General features: G+C 38.3%; 17 protein-coding genes, 1 tRNA gene and 1 pseudogene. 8 read left to right on the top strand and 11 right to left on the bottom strand.

The window, feature by feature from the left end; genetic code table 11:
• The first annotated feature begins 240 nt into the window (after positions 1-240).
• Both FHG64_RS08690 and FHG64_RS08685 read left to right on the top strand, forming a co-directional pair.
• Positions 241-1875, top strand: a complete 1635-nt coding sequence (locus FHG64_RS08690) for a DUF5602 domain-containing protein (RefSeq protein WP_139066027.1) — start codon at positions 241-243, stop codon at positions 1873-1875.
• Positions 1876-2057: 182 nt separating this feature from the next.
• On the top strand, positions 2058-3584 hold the full coding sequence (locus tag FHG64_RS08685) for a M20/M25/M40 family metallo-hydrolase (RefSeq protein ID WP_139066026.1): 1527 nt from the start codon (positions 2058-2060) through the stop codon (positions 3582-3584).
• A gap of 97 nt (positions 3585-3681) precedes the next feature.
• Here the strand turns inward: FHG64_RS08685 and FHG64_RS08680 are convergent, their stop codons facing one another.
• The 3 genes from FHG64_RS08680 to FHG64_RS08670 are packed head-to-tail and all read right to left on the bottom strand — an operon-like array spanning position 3682 to position 5853.
• Positions 3682-4062, bottom strand: a complete 381-nt coding sequence (locus tag FHG64_RS08680; RefSeq protein WP_139066025.1) for a hypothetical protein — start codon at positions 4060-4062, stop codon at positions 3682-3684.
• Positions 4063-4116: 54 nt separating this feature from the next.
• Positions 4117-5109, bottom strand: a complete 993-nt coding sequence (locus tag FHG64_RS08675; RefSeq protein ID WP_139066024.1) for a DUF1028 domain-containing protein — start codon at positions 5107-5109, stop codon at positions 4117-4119.
• Positions 5110-5160: 51 nt separating this feature from the next.
• On the bottom strand, positions 5161-5853 hold the full coding sequence (locus FHG64_RS08670) for a DUF2490 domain-containing protein (RefSeq protein WP_139066023.1): 693 nt from the start codon (positions 5851-5853) through the stop codon (positions 5161-5163).
• A gap of 156 nt (positions 5854-6009) precedes the next feature.
• Between FHG64_RS08670 and FHG64_RS08665 the strand changes: the two genes are divergently transcribed.
• From FHG64_RS08665 to FHG64_RS08645, 5 genes are all read left to right on the top strand, one after another.
• Positions 6010-6081 (top strand) — tRNA-Arg (locus tag FHG64_RS08665).
• 215 nt (positions 6082-6296) lie between these two features.
• Positions 6297-7559: a site-specific integrase gene (locus tag FHG64_RS08660; RefSeq protein WP_139066022.1), complete on the top strand. Its 1263-nt coding sequence runs from the start codon at positions 6297-6299 to the stop codon at positions 7557-7559.
• Positions 7560-7836: 277 nt separating this feature from the next.
• Entirely contained in the window at positions 7837-8118 is a 282-nt protein-coding gene (locus FHG64_RS08655) for a helix-turn-helix domain-containing protein (RefSeq protein WP_139066021.1), read from the top strand.
• A gap of 5 nt (positions 8119-8123) precedes the next feature.
• The gene (locus FHG64_RS08650; protein ID WP_139066020.1) at positions 8124-8873 is read left to right on the top strand and encodes a hypothetical protein; all 750 of its coding nucleotides are present in this window, start codon (positions 8124-8126) and stop codon (positions 8871-8873) included.
• A gap of 424 nt (positions 8874-9297) precedes the next feature.
• The gene (locus FHG64_RS08645; protein ID WP_139066019.1) at positions 9298-9666 is read left to right on the top strand and encodes a hypothetical protein; all 369 of its coding nucleotides are present in this window, start codon (positions 9298-9300) and stop codon (positions 9664-9666) included.
• A 272-nt stretch (positions 9667-9938) separates the two neighbouring features.
• Here FHG64_RS08645 and FHG64_RS08640 read toward each other — a convergent pair whose 3' ends face one another.
• From FHG64_RS08640 to FHG64_RS19410, 6 genes are all read right to left on the bottom strand, one after another.
• On the bottom strand, positions 9939-11423 hold the full coding sequence (locus tag FHG64_RS08640; protein WP_139066018.1) for a potassium/proton antiporter: 1485 nt from the start codon (positions 11421-11423) through the stop codon (positions 9939-9941).
• A 170-nt stretch (positions 11424-11593) separates the two neighbouring features.
• Positions 11594-11821, bottom strand: a complete 228-nt coding sequence (locus FHG64_RS08635) for a hypothetical protein (protein ID WP_139066017.1) — start codon at positions 11819-11821, stop codon at positions 11594-11596.
• A gap of 300 nt (positions 11822-12121) precedes the next feature.
• A complete protein-coding gene (locus FHG64_RS08630) occupies positions 12122-12475 on the bottom strand; it encodes a hypothetical protein (RefSeq protein WP_139066016.1) in 354 nt (117 codons plus the stop codon).
• A 543-nt stretch (positions 12476-13018) separates the two neighbouring features.
• The gene (locus FHG64_RS19420; protein ID WP_394344218.1) at positions 13019-13399 is read right to left on the bottom strand and encodes an NAD(P)-binding protein; all 381 of its coding nucleotides are present in this window, start codon (positions 13397-13399) and stop codon (positions 13019-13021) included.
• A gap of 11 nt (positions 13400-13410) precedes the next feature.
• Positions 13411-13776, bottom strand: coding sequence for a cation:proton antiporter domain-containing protein (locus FHG64_RS19785; protein WP_317133601.1), 366 nt, complete (start codon positions 13774-13776; stop codon positions 13411-13413).
• An 8-nt stretch (positions 13777-13784) separates the two neighbouring features.
• Positions 13785-14642: a cation:proton antiporter domain-containing protein gene (locus FHG64_RS19410; protein WP_218937567.1), complete on the bottom strand. Its 858-nt coding sequence runs from the start codon at positions 14640-14642 to the stop codon at positions 13785-13787.
• 188 nt (positions 14643-14830) lie between these two features.
• On the opposite strand from FHG64_RS19410, the pseudogene FHG64_RS08615 reads away from it, so the two are divergent.
• Positions 14831-17036, top strand: a pseudogene (locus FHG64_RS08615) (APC family permease).
• Positions 17037-17163: 127 nt separating this feature from the next.
• On the opposite strand, the gene FHG64_RS08610 reads toward FHG64_RS08615, so the two are convergent.
• Positions 17164-17982, bottom strand: coding sequence for a universal stress protein (locus FHG64_RS08610; RefSeq protein WP_139066013.1), 819 nt, complete (start codon positions 17980-17982; stop codon positions 17164-17166).
• A gap of 180 nt (positions 17983-18162) precedes the next feature.
• Positions 18163-19644 carry a potassium/proton antiporter gene (locus tag FHG64_RS08605; protein WP_139066012.1) on the bottom strand — a complete coding sequence of 494 codons (1482 nt, stop codon included), beginning with the start codon at positions 19642-19644 and terminating at the stop codon, positions 18163-18165.

The raw sequence follows: 19644 nt of genomic DNA, 5'->3' as shown, positions 1-19644 counted from the left end.
TCCCTAAGGAGTTGCTGTAGGCAAGATAGTAAAATAGTTTTTTGATAAGGACTATTACCTAAATACAAGAGGTTAAATATTTTACAGGGAATCCCCTAATGAATTAGATTTCAAAAGGTTATAAATTAGATCACCTGCAGGAAGTGGTCATTCCCGACATTCCTGCTCCTTTGAGTCCCCCATTATTGGGCTTCGAGTTCCAAAGAGATTAATTTACTAATTATTCAACCACTATTTATTATGAAAAAATTGTATTTAGGTGTCGCCTGGATGGCGATGTTGTCATTGATCTTCACTTCTTGTAGCAGTGATGATGTACAGTCCAATAGGAATATTAATCCTGAAAAAGCTACAATTTCCTTTAACGCCTTACTGGAAGACCTGTCCGGTAACAGGTCTGCTTCCAAACAAGCGGTTACAGAGATACCGGCTTGTTCCAATGAAGCTGTGGTGTATGTTGAGATCATCCTTTCCAATGCAGAAGGGAATGTCGTTGGTTCTCCCGGAGATCCTTTTAGGATAGACCTTGTGGCAGGGCAGCTTTTTACTGAGGAAGCGGCAGAGCTGGAACTGGAGCCGGGAATTTACTCTCTGGACTATTTCGTGGTTTATGATGGTAGCGGCAATGCTACCTGGGTAACACCCATGGCAGGAAGCCCTCTTGCGAATTTTGTGAATACTCCCTTGCCCATAGCTATAGATTTACGGGCAGGAGTGAAAAAGTATGTGGATGTACCGGTACTTTGTTTTGATGATCGTATGGTGAATGAATATGGATATTTATTCTTTGACCTGGTGCCCGGGATTGCCATAGAATGGTGTGTATTCGGAAATTATTGTGATGAGACCGGCAGGCACTACCCAGCAGCTTTTAGCCTGGATATTTGGAGCTATGAAAATGGCCAGATGGGAGCTCAATTATATTCAAATCTCACCAATACCGTAGCGCTAAATGATGCCGGGGATTATGCGGGTACTCCAGTATGTGTCGCCCTGCCAGATTCTGAAGGTTTGGACGAATATTATGTCGAGATCACCCTGCTAAATTCTGATGCCTATGGAACAATTACAGAGAGTGTTATTCGCCAGGGGGTTATTACAGATGAAGATGTAAGAAGCCTGTTTTCCGGTGAAGGCGCCGTGGATTATTTCCACTTCCGTGAAGGTTGTTCCGGTGTTGATTCCAATGATTTCTTTACGCGTAGTGATGCGCCGGTTACTTATTACGGGCCTGTCCAGCCCTTTGGTGATGGGACCGCCTGGTCTATGGTGCAGCTTGACAGTGATGGTGACCTTCACGCGATTGCTTTAAAGTTTACTGAATCTGCTCTTTCAGGACTGCCGCAGATGATGTATGAAATTACCCTGCCCTTACCTGCCGAGGCAGAGGGGATCGTTTTTGACCACATTGATATAGGTTTCATGCCCATGGGTCACGAACCACCGGGTGTCTACGATTTACCTCATTTGGACCTGCATTTCTATATGATCTCTGAAGAGGAAAAGGCACAAATTACAGATGCTATTCTCGCCGACATCCTTCCTGCACCAGAGTTCATTCCTGCTACTTATGTGCCGGGACCCGGTTTTATTCCTATGATGGGTAAACACTGGTCCAGCCTTGAAGCAGGAGAATTGAATGGGGAAGTCTTCGATCAAACCTTCATTATGGGTTCTTATGATGGAAGCTTTATATTCTATGAACCTATGGTCACCCTGGATTATTTGAGTGAAAAAACAAGTATAGAATACAATATTCATCAACCACAGAGTTTTGAAAGAACAAGATATTATTACCCTACCAGGTACAGTATTAATTATGATGCTGAAGCCATGGAGTATACTGTTGTTTTAAGCGGAATGGTTTGGCGATAATTTAAATCTCACCAAATTTCTATTGGGCTGCTCTTAACCGGGCAGCCTTTTTTTATACTCTTCTGAAGAAACTCTCTATAACCGGAATTTAGGAGTGCTGAAATTTATAAAGGAATGTTATATTTGAGGATCTTATAAACATTTTAGAATTTAATTAGTATGAAAAACAAATTGCAGGTACTATGTACCTTTCTTTTTTATCTACAACAGTTCTTTTTGCCCAGCAACAGAATGAGGTAGTAGATAACATTATCAAAGAAGCCAGTGAAAATTCACAATTAGAACACCTGGGACACGAATTACTTGATCTCATTGGGCCGCGTTTAGTAGGTACCCCAGAAATGAAAAATGCTCATGACTGGGCGGTAAACACTTATAAAGAGTGGGGGATAGAGGCAGAGAATGAGCAGTGGGGAGAATGGCGTGGCTGGCAGCGCGGGATCACCCATATAGATATGATTGAGCCAAGGGTACGTAGCCTTTCAGGGATGCAACTGGCCTGGAGCCCATCAACGGGAAGAAAGCCGGTGGAGGCAGAGGTAATTGTGTTGCCACAGGCGGCAGACTCTGCTGCCTTTCAAAGAATGTTGCCGCAGGTAAAAGGTAAACTGGTAATGATCTCTATGCCACAACCAACGGGACGACCAGATTATAATTGGGAAGAATGGGCAAAGGAGGAATCATTTGAGAAAATGAAAGAAGAACGCGAAGAGCAAATGAAGGCCTGGAGAGAAAGATTAGGCAATACAGGATTTGGAAGGGATTTGCCACAGGCCCTTGAAAGAGCCGGCGCTGTAGGTATTATTACGCTTAACTGGTCAAGAGGTTTTGGAGCTAACAAGATCTTTTCTGCTTCTACAAAGAAGATCCCTACAGTAGATCTATCCCTGGAAGACTATGGAATGGTATATCGCCTGGCTGAATCTGGAAAGAAACCAAAGCTAAGAATAACTGCAGAATCCAAAGAACTGGGTGCTGTACCGGCATTTAATACCATAGCAACTATTCCCGGGAGCGAGCTTCCAAACGAATACATTATCCTCTCTGCCCACTTTGATTCCTGGGATGGAGCTACCGGTGCTACAGATAATGGTACGGGAACATTGGTGATGATGGAAGCTATGCGAATTCTTAAAAAGTTGTACCCTAACCCAAAAAGAACCATCATTGCAGGTCATTGGGGCAGTGAAGAGCAGGGGCTTAACGGTTCCCGGGCTTATGTGAAGGATAACCCCGAGGTTGTGGACAACCTCCAGGCCTTATTCAATCAGGACAACGGTACCGGTAGAGTGGTAAACCTTTCTGGCGGTGGTTTCCTTCACGCCTATGATTATTTAACCAGATGGCTTGAGCCCGTACCAAATGATATCAAAGGAGAAATTGAAACCAACTTCCCCGGGTCACCGGGCCGTGGGGGATCAGATTATGCATCTTTTGTAGCTGCAGGAGCTCCCGCATTCAGTTTAAGTTCTTTAAGCTGGGATTATTGGAACTATACCTGGCATACCAATCTTGATACTTATGACAAGATCGTGTGGGATGATGTAAGGGACAATGTGATCCTTACCGCCATCCTTACCTATATGGCAAGTGAGGACCCTGAGAGAAGTTCAAGAGAACGTATCAATCTTCCTAATAATCCAAGAACAGGAGAGCAAATGACCTGGCCGGAGCCAAGGGACGCAACCCGCAGAGGAGGATTGGATTAATTTAATTTGATCTATAAAAGAGAAAATCCGTGGGAGATAGCTTCCACGGATTTTTTTATATTTTTAATTTCTTCCCTATAAGGAAAAAACCTGCATCTTAATTACTGGTAAGATCTGCCCCTACAGGAATAGTACAGTCATGTCCCGGCTGCCCATGGGGAGGATTCTTTGTTGGTGTTGCTGTAGAATTATTAACTCTCACAGGGGAGCTGGTGGGCGAATTGATGGTTTGTGATTGCTGCTGTTGTTGCATAGCCTGGGTTCCTGAAGCCTGGTCCAATGGTGCTCCCACAGGGATATCACATCTATGCCCTGGCTGTCCGTGTGCAGGATTCACTGCAGCAGTTGTTTTTGGATTTTGATTTGTTTGTACTTCACTTTGGGGTGGTGTGGCGGTGGCCTTCTCTTCATCTTTACATGATGTGAAACCCATTACGCATATCGCCAATATTCCCAAACCTATCTTCCTTATTTGCATAATAATATTTTTTATAATTTCTTCTGAATCATAAAAGTAAGAATTAGAAATCTTCTAGGGCTTTTTTACAATTCGATTTAAGTCTTCTTTAGAAACATTTAACAAACCCGAAGCAGGTAAGCGGGTGGTCATTTCCCGCCAGTTATCATCTTCAGCAAATATTTCCCTGAATACAGGTAATGCTTCTTCGATCCTTCCGCTGTTGGCAAGGGCGATGGCCTTCCAGTATCTCATCTCCAGGTTTGCCGGGAAAAGTTCCTCTGCCTTGCCATAATATAGCAATGCATCTTCCACATTTTCCTCTTCCATAGCCACATCTCCTTTATTCATAAATTCATATGCCCTGGCGACTTTGAGTAATCGTTCCAGTTCCTCGAGTGGTTGAGCATGGTCATCTACCCTTAGATCTATTTTCTTATCTTCCCAGGAATTCTCCACCTTTTCAGGCCCAACTACAATGAGGGCAGCACTTTGTTTGCCACGAATATCCCCTCCTGCAGCTTCAGCAGCCTTGAGCACTTCCACAACCCTTTCAGCAAGAGGTAAAGTCTTATGATCATTAAAAGCTTTTTTCATCGCCGGGATCACATTATCGTTCAACATCATATTGGCCTGTACCGAGAAATTTTCAGCAGCATGGTGCATTGCAGATTCCACGCAGTTCTCCCCGGTAAAGGCAGCAGAATTACCCTTGTTATCCAAAAAAGCCACCTGCCGGTATTCCTTTCCCTCATCCTTTGAAACAAGTTCATTTAATGCTGCAGAGGCAGATTTTCCATTTTCCATTAATTCAAGTCCACGGGGGCCATAAGCAGGATTTACAAAAGACTGTGTGGCCACAACACCCACTCCAGATTTTCCCCAGGATACCAGGGAGCCTACAGAGAACCAGTGGCTTTGCACCCCCACGGCCATTTCTCCTGTAATAGAATCCCGGGCAACAATAGAGTAAGTATGGGCAAAAGCATCACCGCTTATTGCCGGGTTTTGAGAAAAAAAAGGTGCACTCATACCGGTGAAGAATAAGAATAGGAAGAAATTTTTCATATTTGAATGGATAATATTCCATCAAATATATCAAAAAACCTTTAGGAACAGTTAGAGGGTGTGATGCAAACTTAGCTGGATCTGGCCTTTGCTCCAGGAGTTGGTGGTTTGTTCCATATAGCCAAGCTGTAATCTCAGGTTGTCCTTAAGGGAATATCCAAGTGCAGCGTAAAAACGATTCCTGTCAAACAACTCCACGCTGTTTCCTGACCCTATATTTCTTTCACCATTAATAAATAATTCATTATAAAGAGCAACATATACGGCGTTCTTACTTAGGGTAGGCTGGTTGAGGGGAACATTTAGGAAGAGATTATATCGAAACCTTGTGCGCATATCCTGCTCCTCGACCCACCGTTGTTCATATCGAAAGCGATGAGTGAGGTAAAATCTGCTGCCAACCAGTTGTGGCAGTAAAGCTTCCTGGTAGATACGGCTTTCTCCAACCGTCTCATTACTGTCGCCGTAATCCCCGGTGGTGATGTGGGCGTATCCCAGGGTAAATTTAATATTGGCGTTTTCCGGGCTGTAGGTGAGCCCACCTCTTAGTAGTAGTTGTTCCAGGTCGCCGCCCAGGTTCCAATTACGGTATTGCACATCACCCTGTAAACCAAAATTGCTTTCCTTAAAAGTAGTATTCCAGAAGTACATATACCAGGCACCGGTTTTGTCCTCGTTGATTTGCGAAAAGGATAAGGTTGTAAAAAATAAGGTGGAAATGAGCAGATAGAATTGCTTTGGCATAACTTTTTTTACAAATATAAGTACCCGGGTAAAGAGATTAAAATTTCCCGTTGAGTTTTACCGGCTGCGATTCCCAATTAGTTTTGAACCCCGGCGGAAGTTTTATTTTGTTTAGGGCATTTTTTATTAAAACATTTTTATTTTTGTGGGGATTTTGGCCTCGTAGTTCAATGGATAGAATAGTAGTTTCCTAAACTGTAGATCCAAGTTCGATTCTTGGCGAGGCCTCTTTTAACATTTTCTAAAAGCTCAAAACCCTCTTAATCGTATGATTATCAGGGTTTTGCATTTTTTATGATTTTAAAGAATGTTAAATGATAAGGCATAAAAAGTTCACAAATCGTCAACATTTTTACAGCCTGATTCCTTAAATTGAACCCTAATAAAACGCACTATTTGGTGATTGGACTTTCGTACTAAAGTTCAACTTAAAATCATCAACCATGCGTACACAGTCAACATTTTCAGTTTTATTTTGGATTTATTCCAAAAGGGCAATAAATAACTTAGCGGTTATTTATGCAAGGATCACCATAAATGGTAAAAAATTAAATATCAGTCTCAAACGAAAGGCTGATATACACCTCTGGGATCAGAAGAAGAGGAGGGTAAAAGGTACATGTCCTAAATCCAAAGATCTTAATCAGTATTTGGATCAGGAATACTCAAAATTATTTCAGTGTTACCAGGAATTAAGAATAGAAGGGAAGATCTTATCGCCAGAGAATATCAAATCAAAATATTTTGGGGGTTTCGATCACCTGGTTTCTTTAGAAGATCTATACACATATCACAATGAAAATTTTTTTTCTAAACTGAAACATAACACCTCCCGTCTTTATATTACAAGTCAAAATTATATAAGGAGATTCATTAAAAAGGAATATAGAAGATCGGATTTTTACTTAAAGGAGTTAGATTACAGTTTTATAATAAAGTTTGAAAATTATCTCAGGTCAATCCGTCCCAGGCATTATCAAACCTGTCTTCAGCATAATGCAGTTATGAAGCATATCCAACGTTTGAGAAAAATGGTGACGCTGGCTTTTCACCTGGAGTGGATTGACCGGGATCCCTTTGTAAAGTTTAAGCCCCATCTGGAGCAGAAAGAAAGAGAATTTTTGACTGTGGAGGAACTTCAGAAAATTGAAGATCTGGAACCGGAAATTCCAAGACTCCAAAGAGTTAGAGATCTCTTTATTTTTAGCTGCTATACCGGTATAAGTTATGGTGACCTAATGCTGCTCACACCTCAGAATGTTTCCATTGGAATAGACAAGAAATTATGGATAGTAACCCGGCGTGAAAAGAATGGAAATCAGGTTAAACTGCCCTTGTTGTCAAATGCTATTATCATTCTTGAAAAATACAAGAATGATGAAGACTGTCAGGTTAATAATAGCCTTTTACCGCTAATTTCAAATCAAAAGCTTAATAGTTATTTGAAAGAAATTGCTATAACCTGCAAGATTAAAAAAAATGTAACCTTTCACCTTGCCCGGCATACGTTTGCAACTACAGTTGCATTAACAAACGGGGTTCCCATTGAAACAGTTTCCAAGATCTTAGGCCACAGGAAACTTTCCACCACCCAGATATACGCAAAGGTCATTGAAAGAAAAGTTAATGAAGATATGGATATCTTACAGAAAAAGTTGAATGGAAATTTTGCATTTAATGAGACCAGAAAAGAGAAAATTTGGTGAAACGCAGCCTCAACCTCAATTTTAAATTTTATAGGAATTCGACGAATTTTCTATCAAATCCATAATTCTTTGACTCCTCGAATGTTAAAATTCAATCTTTCAATTTAGACCTGGTCTATTGCTTTAATCTTTGAATGTACGAAAGTCTAATCACAGGATTTCACCGGCCCTATTTTATACAGGACGGTGAGATCAATGATTCAATGAAGCTGAATTTCACTTCTCTGGGATTGAATAGGAGAGGTAAATTCTATTTATTAATTTAAAAATTTGTATAATGGAAAAGTTAGAACATCCATTTTTGGTAAGCTTGAATTCCCTTGAGCTGAAAATGGAACAGCTGCTAAGGGAGTTCAAAAAAGATCAAATACAGGATCCGGAATACATAATCCTTAACAATGCAGATTTTCTACATATGTTCAAGATCAGTTCCAAAACCGCGCAGACCTGGAGAGATGAAGGCTTAAGTAATTATGCCCAGGTAAAAGGAAAAATTTATTACAAACTAAAGGATATTCATGTTTTTCTGGATCAGCACTACAAACACGTTAATCTCTAAGTTTTATGAGTGCAGGTTTATCAGTTCCCATAGAAATGTTCCTGGAGGGGCAGAAACAGTCCTGTGGAAGGAAACTGAGGGTGTTTCTATGCCTTAAACTCCTGTACAAAAGTGGTAAGACAAAACTCAGGGAGAAGGATCTACTATTTCTTGAACTGGTGGAACAAATAAGGACCAGAAAAACTACCCTGCAATACATTCAATTTTTTATAAAGAAAGGCTGGATTCATTACAATGCCAGGACAGGTTATTATATTTTAAAATCCTTTGACAGGATTAGGACGGAAAATGATTGGAAAGTTAGGCTTGCGTACCCGGTTACTTTTGAAAATTATCAAAACATAAAGGCCATAACAGGAGCAGTCCTGTATGGGTATTTGCGCAAAGACTTCTGGAGAAAAGTTAGGAAAAGGAAAAGCGTACAAATAAAAGGCAGTACCTATCATTTTCTTTCTTCTAATTTTAATTGCCAGGAGGCGGCGGCACCTATATCATTATCAGGAATAAATAAAATATTCGGTTTATCTGTATCAACTGCTTCCAGGTTAAAGGCCAGAGCAGGGAGTCAAGAGCTAATTAAAATAACCAAGAATTATAGTTCTATAATACCTCATAAGAGAGCAATGGAATTATGCTTAAAGTATAACGAGTTAGAGAATAATCTGGTCTTTCACCAGGGAGAATATCGGTTGCAGTTAATCGATACCATTTTACCTCTTTTTCTTTTCACAAAACGGAAAAAACTGAAAGCATAAAATAAAGGTTATAAAGGAAAAATAAAAAAACCAAAAAATAAAACCTTCCTGCAGCGCGATAGCGCCACCGTTATGATGTTTTCCTGTTTATTTTTTGGTTGGCTGAGAATTGGTATAGTAGTGTTTCACTTGACCATCAATTATGGGACAGTGAGGTCCAATAATAGATATAGCTGTATCGAGATGTCCAATAATTAATTTCCTGTACAAGTACGCCAAGCATCCTAAAATCTTATTGGTATGGATTGCTTCATAGTAACCCACCTAATCCATGCTGAGATTATTACAAAAAATTTTAAAGTATGTCTTCTAAATGGGGACCCTTATCAAACAATATAGAGAAGAAGTTTTTGCCGCATATACTAAGGGTATCTCAGTTTTTTTCTACCTTTTGATGCTACAACAAAATATAATATAATAACACATGGAAAAAAGAGAAAACGTCTACCATAATATGGAATTAATCTTGGAAAAATTGGAATCAAATGGAGAATACGTACTTCAAAATCTTTCATCAAAGGAGGAAAAAGCGGTTTCTTTACTTTTACAATTTCGTGCAGTTTTTTGTACCACCGGAATAAGTCCAAACTCAATTTTACCAGGAGAGAATTTTAGAGAAATGGTAGAACTTGGTCCTGAGAAATGTATAAATTTTGCCGAAAAATTAAGTCCTGCAATCATTCCTAGTTCCTGGAAAATTCTTAATTCAAATTTATTAATTTCTGGAACATTAGGAGCAGCAATTGGCGGCGCAATTGCCGGTGTAATTTCTTTTTACATTGGATGTGGATAATTACTTCTTAACTTACCACCTAAAAGCTTAAAAATTAGCAGAAAAAATAAGCTAAAATTGTGTAAGAAGTTGGATTCAACTAGATTTTAAAATTACGAGCATCCGGTTATAAATTCACATAAACGAACGACCATTGTCTTAATCTGACAGAAAATCAAATGATTTTCGCCTTTCCCAGAAGAGTTTTAAACCATCGGCAAGGAGTAATAATAGTCTTAAAAATAACGGGTTGTAAAAAAGAAATAGCTTAAAAAAAATTCTTGTAAATTTTTTTAGTTCAATTCCTCCTCTATGATAGGAAGTTGTAGCTGTTGATATGCCTCCTCTATCGTGGAGATATTTTCAAATAAAACCACGAGGACATCATTAGCTGCAATAATAGTTGTTCCATTTGGAGTTATAAATTTCCCATTCCTCATGATCATGGCTATAATGGCTCCCCGGGGGAAATCGAGATTTACAATTTTTTTACCTATACTTTCATTATCCGGGGGAATAGTTATTTCCCTCATTAATGATTTAGCTCCATCAGCTAAAAATTTGTCGACCGGAGATTCGGGTTTGACTTTTGAAGGTAATCCCACGTGTAACCATTTAGCCACTATTGATAGAGTAGTTCCCTGAACAAGAACAGAGGATAAAGAAACAAAAAAAACGATGTTGAAGATAATATCTGCTTTATCAATTCCCGCAATAAGAGGGTAAGTTGCAAAAACAATGGGAACAGCGCCTCTTAAGCCTACCCAGGAAATATACCATCTTCTTCTCATTTTCATTTTAAAAAAGGAGAGACTAATAAAAACACCCAGGGGTCTTGCAATCAAAATAAGGAATGCTGAAATTAACATTCCAATACCTAAAACGGGAATTATTTCTGAAGGATTCACGAGAAGTCCTAAGGTTAAGAATAGTACAATTTGCATGAGCCAAGCTAAGCCATCAAACATCCGCATAATGGTTTTCTTATGGATTAAATTAGCATTCCCCAACAAAACCCCGCTTAAATACACAGCGAGAAATCCATTTCCTCCAACAAAATCTGTTGCAGAAAATATTATAAACATAAGGGTGATAGCTAATACAGGGTATAGACCTTCAAAATCGAGCTTAATTTTATTGATAATGAATTTACTAAGTTTCCCAAATAATAAACCGAGAGCTGCTCCAATTATTATTTGCTGAAGGAATAAAGGAATAATGTTCCATAGGCTCCGATCCTGATTCACTACCAGACCAAGAAAAGCAATGGTAAGAAAATAAGCCATAGGATCATTACTACCACTTTCCAATTCAAGGGTAGGCCTCAAATTGCTTTTCAAAGCCAGGTTTTTAGATCTTAAAATTGAAAAAACTGCTGCCGCATCTGTAGAGGAAACAATGGCTCCTAACAGAAGCCCTTCAAAAATCGTAAAATCAGTTATAGCCCATACAAAAAGCCCAACACCAAGAGCTGTAAGTAAAACTCCCAGAGTAGACAAAGAAACACCTTGCCAAACCACCGGTTTAATACTCTTCCAACTGGTGTCCAACCCTCCGGAAAACAAAATAAAATTTAGGGCAATAATTCCTATGAATTGGGCAAGATTTGAACTTTCAAAATTAATCCCTCCAATCCCTTCAGTTCCAGCCAAAATTCCAATGGCTAAAAACAAAATCAACGTAGGAACACCAAATTTGTATGAGGTTTTTCCCGCCAGGACACTGATAAAAAGGAGCAAGGAACCAATGAGTAAAATATTCTCTATTGTTAAATCCATTAAAGTTAGAAATTTAGCGTTTCAATACTTTCAATCACTTTTTCAATTTATATACATTATATACAGATAGAAAATCTATTATTTAAACAACTGGATCCCTTCAATAAAGAAGGAACTAGTAGGAAAACTAAAATAAAAACACCTTTGAAGAATTATCAAACCGCTAAATGTCAATTAATCAATTTTTGCCATTTCTTCGCTTTTTGTAATTGCACCTCGGCTTCCGAGTTTATATCATCCTCGTCATTGTGAAAAACCATTTCAAACGGTTTGACTTCTGTCTTTTTATAAAGTAAAACCAGGCTTACAAAATTCGTTTTTCCAGGGCGATCTGGGAAATTCACAATTTTTAATTCACAATTAGCGATTTCTGTAAGATTAACTAAATCTACCTCCATAGTTATTTTATTTATAATTAATAGCTTCTGGAGTTTCGAATCGAGTCCCAGCAGAAGGGACGGAGTTACTTCTGTTATATTAGGATTAATATTTTTTCTTTTGCTTTTCTTTTTAATAGTTTTTCCATTTTGGTGGAGTGGTAAACTATATATATAACAGGTCCTATAAATAATAGTAATAGGACCAAGCCTATCAAGGTAGACGAATTATCCATAAATAAAATATGTTGAAATTAATTAATTAGAGAGTTATATTCTTGGAAAGAATATATACAAGAATTCATTAAAGGGAAATCTTAATTACCAAAAATAATGTGATGGATACAGTTGAATTCTAATAACGTACTGTAAATCCTGACATGAAGGTGGAATGGATTGAAAATATAAATTATTAGAAATAGAATTACAATCGTGAAGGAAATTAGTTTCTAACTCAGGTCCAGATATTTTGTTTTTACAATTTCCATTGGCAGATTTATATTGCAATTTCTTAAAGAAAAGCTGGAACGGAAAATTGACAGTTTGTATATTTTCTTCGGAAAACTTTTGATTTTTATTTCCAACTGCTGTACTGGCATTCATCTCATTATTAACTAGCAATACGATGGCAGCCAGTAATAATATCTGTAATAAATTTCCTAAAAATTTTCTCACTGAGCAAATAAAGTTAAAAATAGTAGGTTATCCAATTATTTCAAAAATAATTAGAGATAATAAAAGTCATTCAAGGGAAAAGCAATTAATAATAAGAGGGAGGAGGTTTTGACAAATTTCTGGATTAATTTTACCCTAAGATCTCCCTTTATACTTATCCTTTAATAAAAATTCTCCTAGATAGCCGCCAATGAATGAAGACAGAAAAGCTACAACAGTATAAACTAGCAGGGAAAAAGAAAATTCGATAGGGTCGTTAGTGAAAATTGATCTAGATATTGGAATAAGTTGAACGCTAATAATACCAATACTCAGATATAAGCCAATAATTTTGAAATTAGCACTTGATGAAATCCTGATTAGCAAAGCTACTATCATGCCAGATACAGCCATGGAAATCTGGTGATGAAATTCCCACAGTTCAATTTCGCCATACCTATTGTGATATGTTGAGATATAGCTGAGAATCAAACCGGACAGAAAACATCCTATTTTAAATTTATAACTGGTCATGATTATGAAATTGGAACTATGAAAACAAACCTAATTTGAGTTCTCAAGTATTTTAGTCGCGGCCTCTTTAAAAGGCCTAAGTACTGTATATGAACCGCACTCTTTTAATTTCTCTTCATCATTATCTGATTGGGCTAAAGTTGTAATTTTACCCTCAAAATTATTTTCCTCCATAAATTTTAACAATCTTATATTAGTTTCAACATTTGTAGAGGTGCTAATAATATGATTGGTGTTTTTAATTGGTAATAAAGACGGTAATTCGGGGTCTTGAGCATCAGCATATTCAGCTTTGATTCCTTTGTCCAACCAATGGTTTACAACCTCTGGATCAAAATCCACTATCATAATATTGTGGTTGTTTTCAAGAAGGTTCTCTGCCAAATGTTGGCCAAAACTTCCAACACCTATAATTATATAATCTATAGTTTCAGGAGTTTCATCTTCTTTTCCCTTTGTAGGTTCCTTTTTTCAAAGATGCTAAGTAATGGAGATAATTTTTGAAATATTGGACCGGAATAAAGAATAATATAGGTTGACAATCCTATTGTAATTAATCCAACTAAGGTTATAAGACCTAAGGTTTCTTCATCAATATGGCCATTACTTAATCCGAGAGCTGCCAAAATCAAAGAAAATTCACTGATTTGAGCAACCGTCAAACCCGCGAGAAAGCTCACCCGCTTTTTATAACCCATAATTCCCATAATTACCATAACAATTATTGGATTTCCTATTAAAACAAATAATGAAAATAAAATGGCTGGAATTAATTGATCACCAAGTATGGAAAGTTCTATATCTGCTCCCAGATTAATAAAAAGAATAAAAGCATAAAATCACGGATACTTTCTAGTCGTCCTGAGATGATCTCTCGATAATGGGTTGATGCAAGGGACATTCCTGCAACAAAAGCGCCCACTTCCAAACCAAAACCTAGATAATCTCCGGCAGCTGCTAAAGTTACTGCCCAGGCAATGGATGAAAGCACAAGCAATTCCTTATTCCTCGCGAGTTTTCTTAGTGCAGAGTCAATTACATATTTTATTAATAAAATTATTATTGCTATAAAAGCGATGCCTTTTAATAATACCATTAATAGCTGGCTCCCGATATTGGTTTCTCCTCCAGTTTCCCCAAAAGCTGAGAGTACAATCATAGTTATTACAACGGCAATATCTTGAACGATAAGAAATCCCATAGCTATTTGACCATGTAACTTATCAATCTCGTTTTTATCGGAAAGCATTTTCACAATAATAATTGTACTTGAAAATGTCAGGGCAACTGCAATATATATGGAATGGACAACAGAAAAATTAAGTGAAATGGCAATTAAATACCCAAATCCCGCGGTAAATATAATCTGACCTATGCCCGTTATAAAGGCAACTGGACCAGTAGATTTAATAAGGTTTAGATCCAATTTTAAACCAACTATAAAAAGAAGGATTGCAATTCCTATCTCCGCGAGTAATTCAATTTGCTCACGAGATTGCAGTAAATCTAAAACTTCAGGACCTATTAATATTCCAACCGCAATAAAAGAAATAATAATAGGTTGTTTTAAAATTTTACCTAACGAAGCTAAAATAGCAGAAATCAAAAGAAGGATAGCAAATTCGTAAAAGGGGTGAGAGTGGATGGCTTCCATTAGGAATAGATAATTGTTTAAGGAAAATGGTGTTTTAACTAAAATATGTATATAAAATTAATGGGGTCTTTACTTTAAGGAAAATTTATAGATCTCTACCGATTAATAACCCACTATTTTGAAAGTATTGCCTAAATTTAATATAAGACAGTCTACTGATCTATTATTATACAAATTTTAAATTCAAAATGAATCCAGCTCCATTTACTTCAGTAACCACACGCAAAATAGGATTTTTCCGGGCATTGGGCATTGGGGTGGGAGCGATGGTTGGGGGCGGAATATTGGCTCTTGCCGGGGTGGCCTTTGCAGTGAGCGGGCCTTCGGCAATTCTGGCCTTTGCGCTAAACGGACTGATAGCCTTTATTACAGCGCTGAGTTTTGCCGAAATGGCTTCAGCGAATCCGCAGTCTGGCGGCACCTATACCTATGCCAAGAAGGCGCTATCGCTTCAGGTAGCCTTTGGGATAGGGTGGATCGTTTGGTTTGCCTCGCTTGTAGCCGCTGTTCTTTATGCTCTTGGATTTGGTGCCTTTGCTTTGTTCGCTCTTCAGCAAATTCCGTCAGACGTGCTAAGCGGAATCCTGGAATTTGGAATGGTTCCGGTTTTGCTTGCCTTCGCAGCCATAGGATATTTCGCGTTCAGTCTTATCAGAAGTTCCGGCGATGGAGGCGCGGTTATTAATATTGGTAAACTTGCTGTTTTTGCCATACTCATAGCCGGTGGACTTGCTGCTTTTGTGCAAACACCATTCAACCAAATAACACAAAGCCTCGACCCATTTTTTTCCGGAGGTTTTAGCGGAGTAATCGCTGCAATGGGGTATACGTTTATCGCTTTGCAGGGATTTGATTTAATTGGTTCTGCCGCAGGTGAAATCAAAAATCCGGAAAAAACAATCCCAAAGGCAATGGTGGGTACACTTGCAGTTGGCCTTGCTGTTTATTATGTCTACCGTTGGCGTGCTGCCGGGGGAGTCAATAACAGAATTGAGTCGGGAAAATCCTGAAACCGTTCTGGCAGTCGCTGCACAAAATTACCTGGGAGCTTTTGGATTCTGGCTGGTTTTGGTTGCAGGTATATTTTCAATGTTATCAGCTTTGCAGGCCAACCTTTTTGCAGCTTCACGCATCTCATTGAGAATGGCTAAAGACCGTACATTAAATCATCACCTGTCAAATATTAATGAAAAATTCGGGACACCTGATACGTCGATTTGGGTTACCTGCGGGATTGTAGCACTTCTTGTTTTAATCCTACCCGATCTGGCCGCAGCCGGTGCAGCTTCCAGTTTGATCTTCCTAATAACTTTTGCACTGGCACATCTTATCATGATCTTAATGCGAAATCGCGGATATAAAGAAAGTAATACCTATAGAGCGCCTTTCTTTCCTGCGCTTCCATTCGTGGGAATAATCGCTTGTGTTGGATTAGCAATTTTTCAGGCGATTGTGGTACCGGCTGCCGGAATTATTGCACTAATCTGGCTCCTTGTAGGAGCCGTCCTATTTATATCCTTTTTTGTAAAAAGAGCCCGAGCCATTGAGGCATCTGAACAAGCACTGGATCCGGACCTATTACGATTAAGAGGCTTGAGTCCCCTCGTGCTGCTCCCTATTTCAAATCCTGCAAATGCGGAATCCCTGGTTTTTCTGGCAAAGGCACTGGCACCACCGGTGGTAGGGCGGGTACTGCTCCATTCTATCGTAATCCCAAGCACCGAAAAGGATGATCTTGAGAAAAGACTTATATCAAGCGGTGATGTTACACAATACGCCCTTCAAGCTTCTTTTAAAGCGGGCTTACGTCCCGATACAATTACAACTATTGCTGACCATCCATGGGAAGAAATTGAACGGGTTGTCAAAGTTCACAATTGCAGGAGCTTGTTATTGGGGTTGAGTGAACTGAACGATCTTCAAACCAGTCAAAATCTTGAAAAACTGGTAAAACACGTGAAGGCAGATGTGGTGGTGTTCCGCCAACCTTACAGTGGATGGAAAATTACCGAAGCACGAAAGATCCTTATTCCAGTAGCTGGTTTTGGAACTCATGACCCCCTCCGGGTGAGGGTTGCTGCCAGCCTGTGGCGTGCCTCTCAGCCCGAGATCAAATTTATACAAATCCTGCCATCTAATACACCACCGGAAATACTTCAAAAAAATAATTCGAACCTTACACGTTTTGCTCGCCGTATCATTCCGGGAAAAACCGAGGTCCAAATCATTTCAAATGATGATGTCGAAACGGAACTTATTAACCAGGCTTCCGGACATGATTTGGTAATAATAGGATTAGGTAAAGCAGAAAGAAACGAGAAAGCATTTGGCCACCTTGCTCATGCTCTGGCTAAAAATACAAATACGGCTTTAATATTTATAAGTAAAAAATAATTTGTGTAAATATTATTCCTACTACTATGGTAAGAATTAATCAAGCCATGACCTACTGCCTTTTAAGAGGTGACCCAGAATTATTCTGCATTTAAGAAATGAATTATCGGAGATATCATAAGACACTTCATTTAGATAAAACAATGAGTGGAGTTTGCCCCCGGTATACCAGTTCATTAATGGTAAATTTTCTGAAAAGATTATCGGTTAGGGAGCGTGAACCTTGTTGAAGAACTAAGAATGAATTATGGCTTTGCTTAATTTTATCTCTTAATGCAGAAGTAGCATCATTCCCCCTGTATATCTGGATAGCAGGATCATAATTGTTGTATTCGGCTTGTAAATGTAAAAGATGCTCTCTGGCTTTTTGCTCTGTTTCGGTCTCTTTCAAAATAGTAAAGAATTCAATTTTCTCTAAATTATTTTCAAAGGCTTTTAATACCGTATGCAGGTGTTCCCCGTTCAGTGTATAAGTGGGGTGAACCCCTACCAGGAGTTTTTTGGGAGGGTTCATCTTCGAATTTGTAGGTACGGTAACCGTCAACATATCCGATTCGTCTATGATTGAAAGGGTAATGCTGCCAATAAACAAACGTTTTAGAATCCCGCTTTCTTTTAAGCCTGTAAACACCCAATCAAAATACTTCGGGGAAGAAAGACCTCTGAGAAGAACAAGAATAGGTTTCTCACTAACCTGAAAGGAATCATTACTATAGATACGACCTTTTGCAAGTTCACGAAGTTTTGAATAAGCTTCATTAATCTCCACTTGTATAATCTCTCTTCTGCTTTCCTCATCGGCCATTGCCGGTACTAAACCGGGTACCTGATGTACAAAAACAACTTTGGCATCAATGAGCTCGGCTATATTGAATCCAAAATCTATAAGGTTCTCTGTGTTTTTGGAAAAGTCGATCAGGACCAGTATTCTGTTTCTTTTAATCATAAATCCTGTTTTTAATAAAAGCTTTTATTTTAAGTGGGATTCCCTTCTTTTATAAGCTTTTCTAAAATACAACAAAATACCTTTATTTGTTAAGATTCAAAACCAGGTACCGAATTTATAATGTTTGTGAGACCACAGGCAATGGATTCAATAAGTAGCGTAAATCTATTTCCATGGGTTCTAAGATTTTGTTGCGTCACGCTGCGTGTATAAGCAATCATTCACCTTAACAAAATCTTCCGGATGGTCTGCAAGCACCATCAATATATCTTTAGGTTCAATTTCTGTTGAACCTCCTGGTCGGAGATATTCCTCTCTTCTTTTAATCATTATTATAAAAGCAGATTTTGGGAAATTTAAATTAACGATTCTCTTATTAACTGCATAGGAATCCGGTGAAATTACAAATTCTTTCAAGGAAGATTTTGGAAGATCTAATATTAATTTATCTACTTCTGTAATTCTTTTAGCTTTTTCAGGCAGGACAACATTAAGCCATTTGGCAACTATAGATAAGGTTGTTCCCTGAATTAATACAGAGGTTACTGAAATAAAAAATACAATATTGAAAATTGTATTTGCCTTGTCAATTCCTGCTAAAAGAGGGTAAGTTGCAAACACTATAGGCACAGCACCACGCAATCCAACCCAGGAGATGTAAAACCGTCTTCTTAGTCTCATTTTGAAAAACATAAGGCTTAAAAAAACGCTTATTGGTCTGGCAACAATAATAAGAAATAATGAAATTAAGAGACCAATCCCCATGTAGGGAAATACTTGTGACGGGTAAACTAATAAACCTAAAGTAAGGAACAAAACAATTTGCATTAACCAGGCTAATCCATCATACATTTTGAAGATTGTTTTCTTATGAATGAATTCCTGATTCCCTAAATAAACCGCACAAATATAGATAGCAAGAAATCCATTACCACCTACAAAATCTGTTGCGGAAAATGTAATGAACATAAGAGCTATTACCAGTACAAAGTAAAGACCTTCAAAGTCAAGTTTAATATTATTAATCATAACTTTGCTAAGCTTCCCAAAAACAAAACCTGCAATGCCTCCTAAAATCATTTGTTGAAAAAACAGCGGAATAATGGAAACAATACTTTGATCCTGATTAATTACTAAGGTTAAGAATGCAATAGTTAAAACATAGGCCATTGGGTCATTACTACCACTTTCCAATTCCAGGGTCGGACGAAGGTTTACCTTTAATGCAAGACTTTTAGAGCGTAGGATAGAAAAAACTGCGGCTGCATCTGTTGAAGATACAATAGAACCTAAAAGCATACTTTCATAAATAGTAAAATCTGTAACGAACCATACAAATACTCCCAGAGTGAGAGCTGTGAGCAACACGCCTATGGTTGATAAAACAAGTCCCTCCCGCAGAATAGGTTTTACGGTGGTCCAATCTGTTTCTAATCCCCCGGCGAACAAAATAAAACTAAGGGATACGATACCAATAAATTGTGCAATTTCTGGATTGTTAAAATGAATGCCGCCAATACCGTCAGAACCAGCCAACATCCCAATCACCAGGAAGAGCAATAAAGTTGGAACGCCAAATTTATATGAAGTTTTACCTATGACAACGCTTACTAGAAGTAGGAGAGAACCAATTAATAATACGTTTTCAATTGTTAAATCCAT

This window comes from Antarcticibacterium flavum, from assembly GCF_006159205.1.
Lineage (GTDB): Bacteria > Bacteroidota > Bacteroidia > Flavobacteriales > Flavobacteriaceae > Gillisia > Gillisia flava.
Note: the sequence above shows the minus strand (reverse complement) of the source record. Positions and strands in the feature narration are given on the sequence as shown.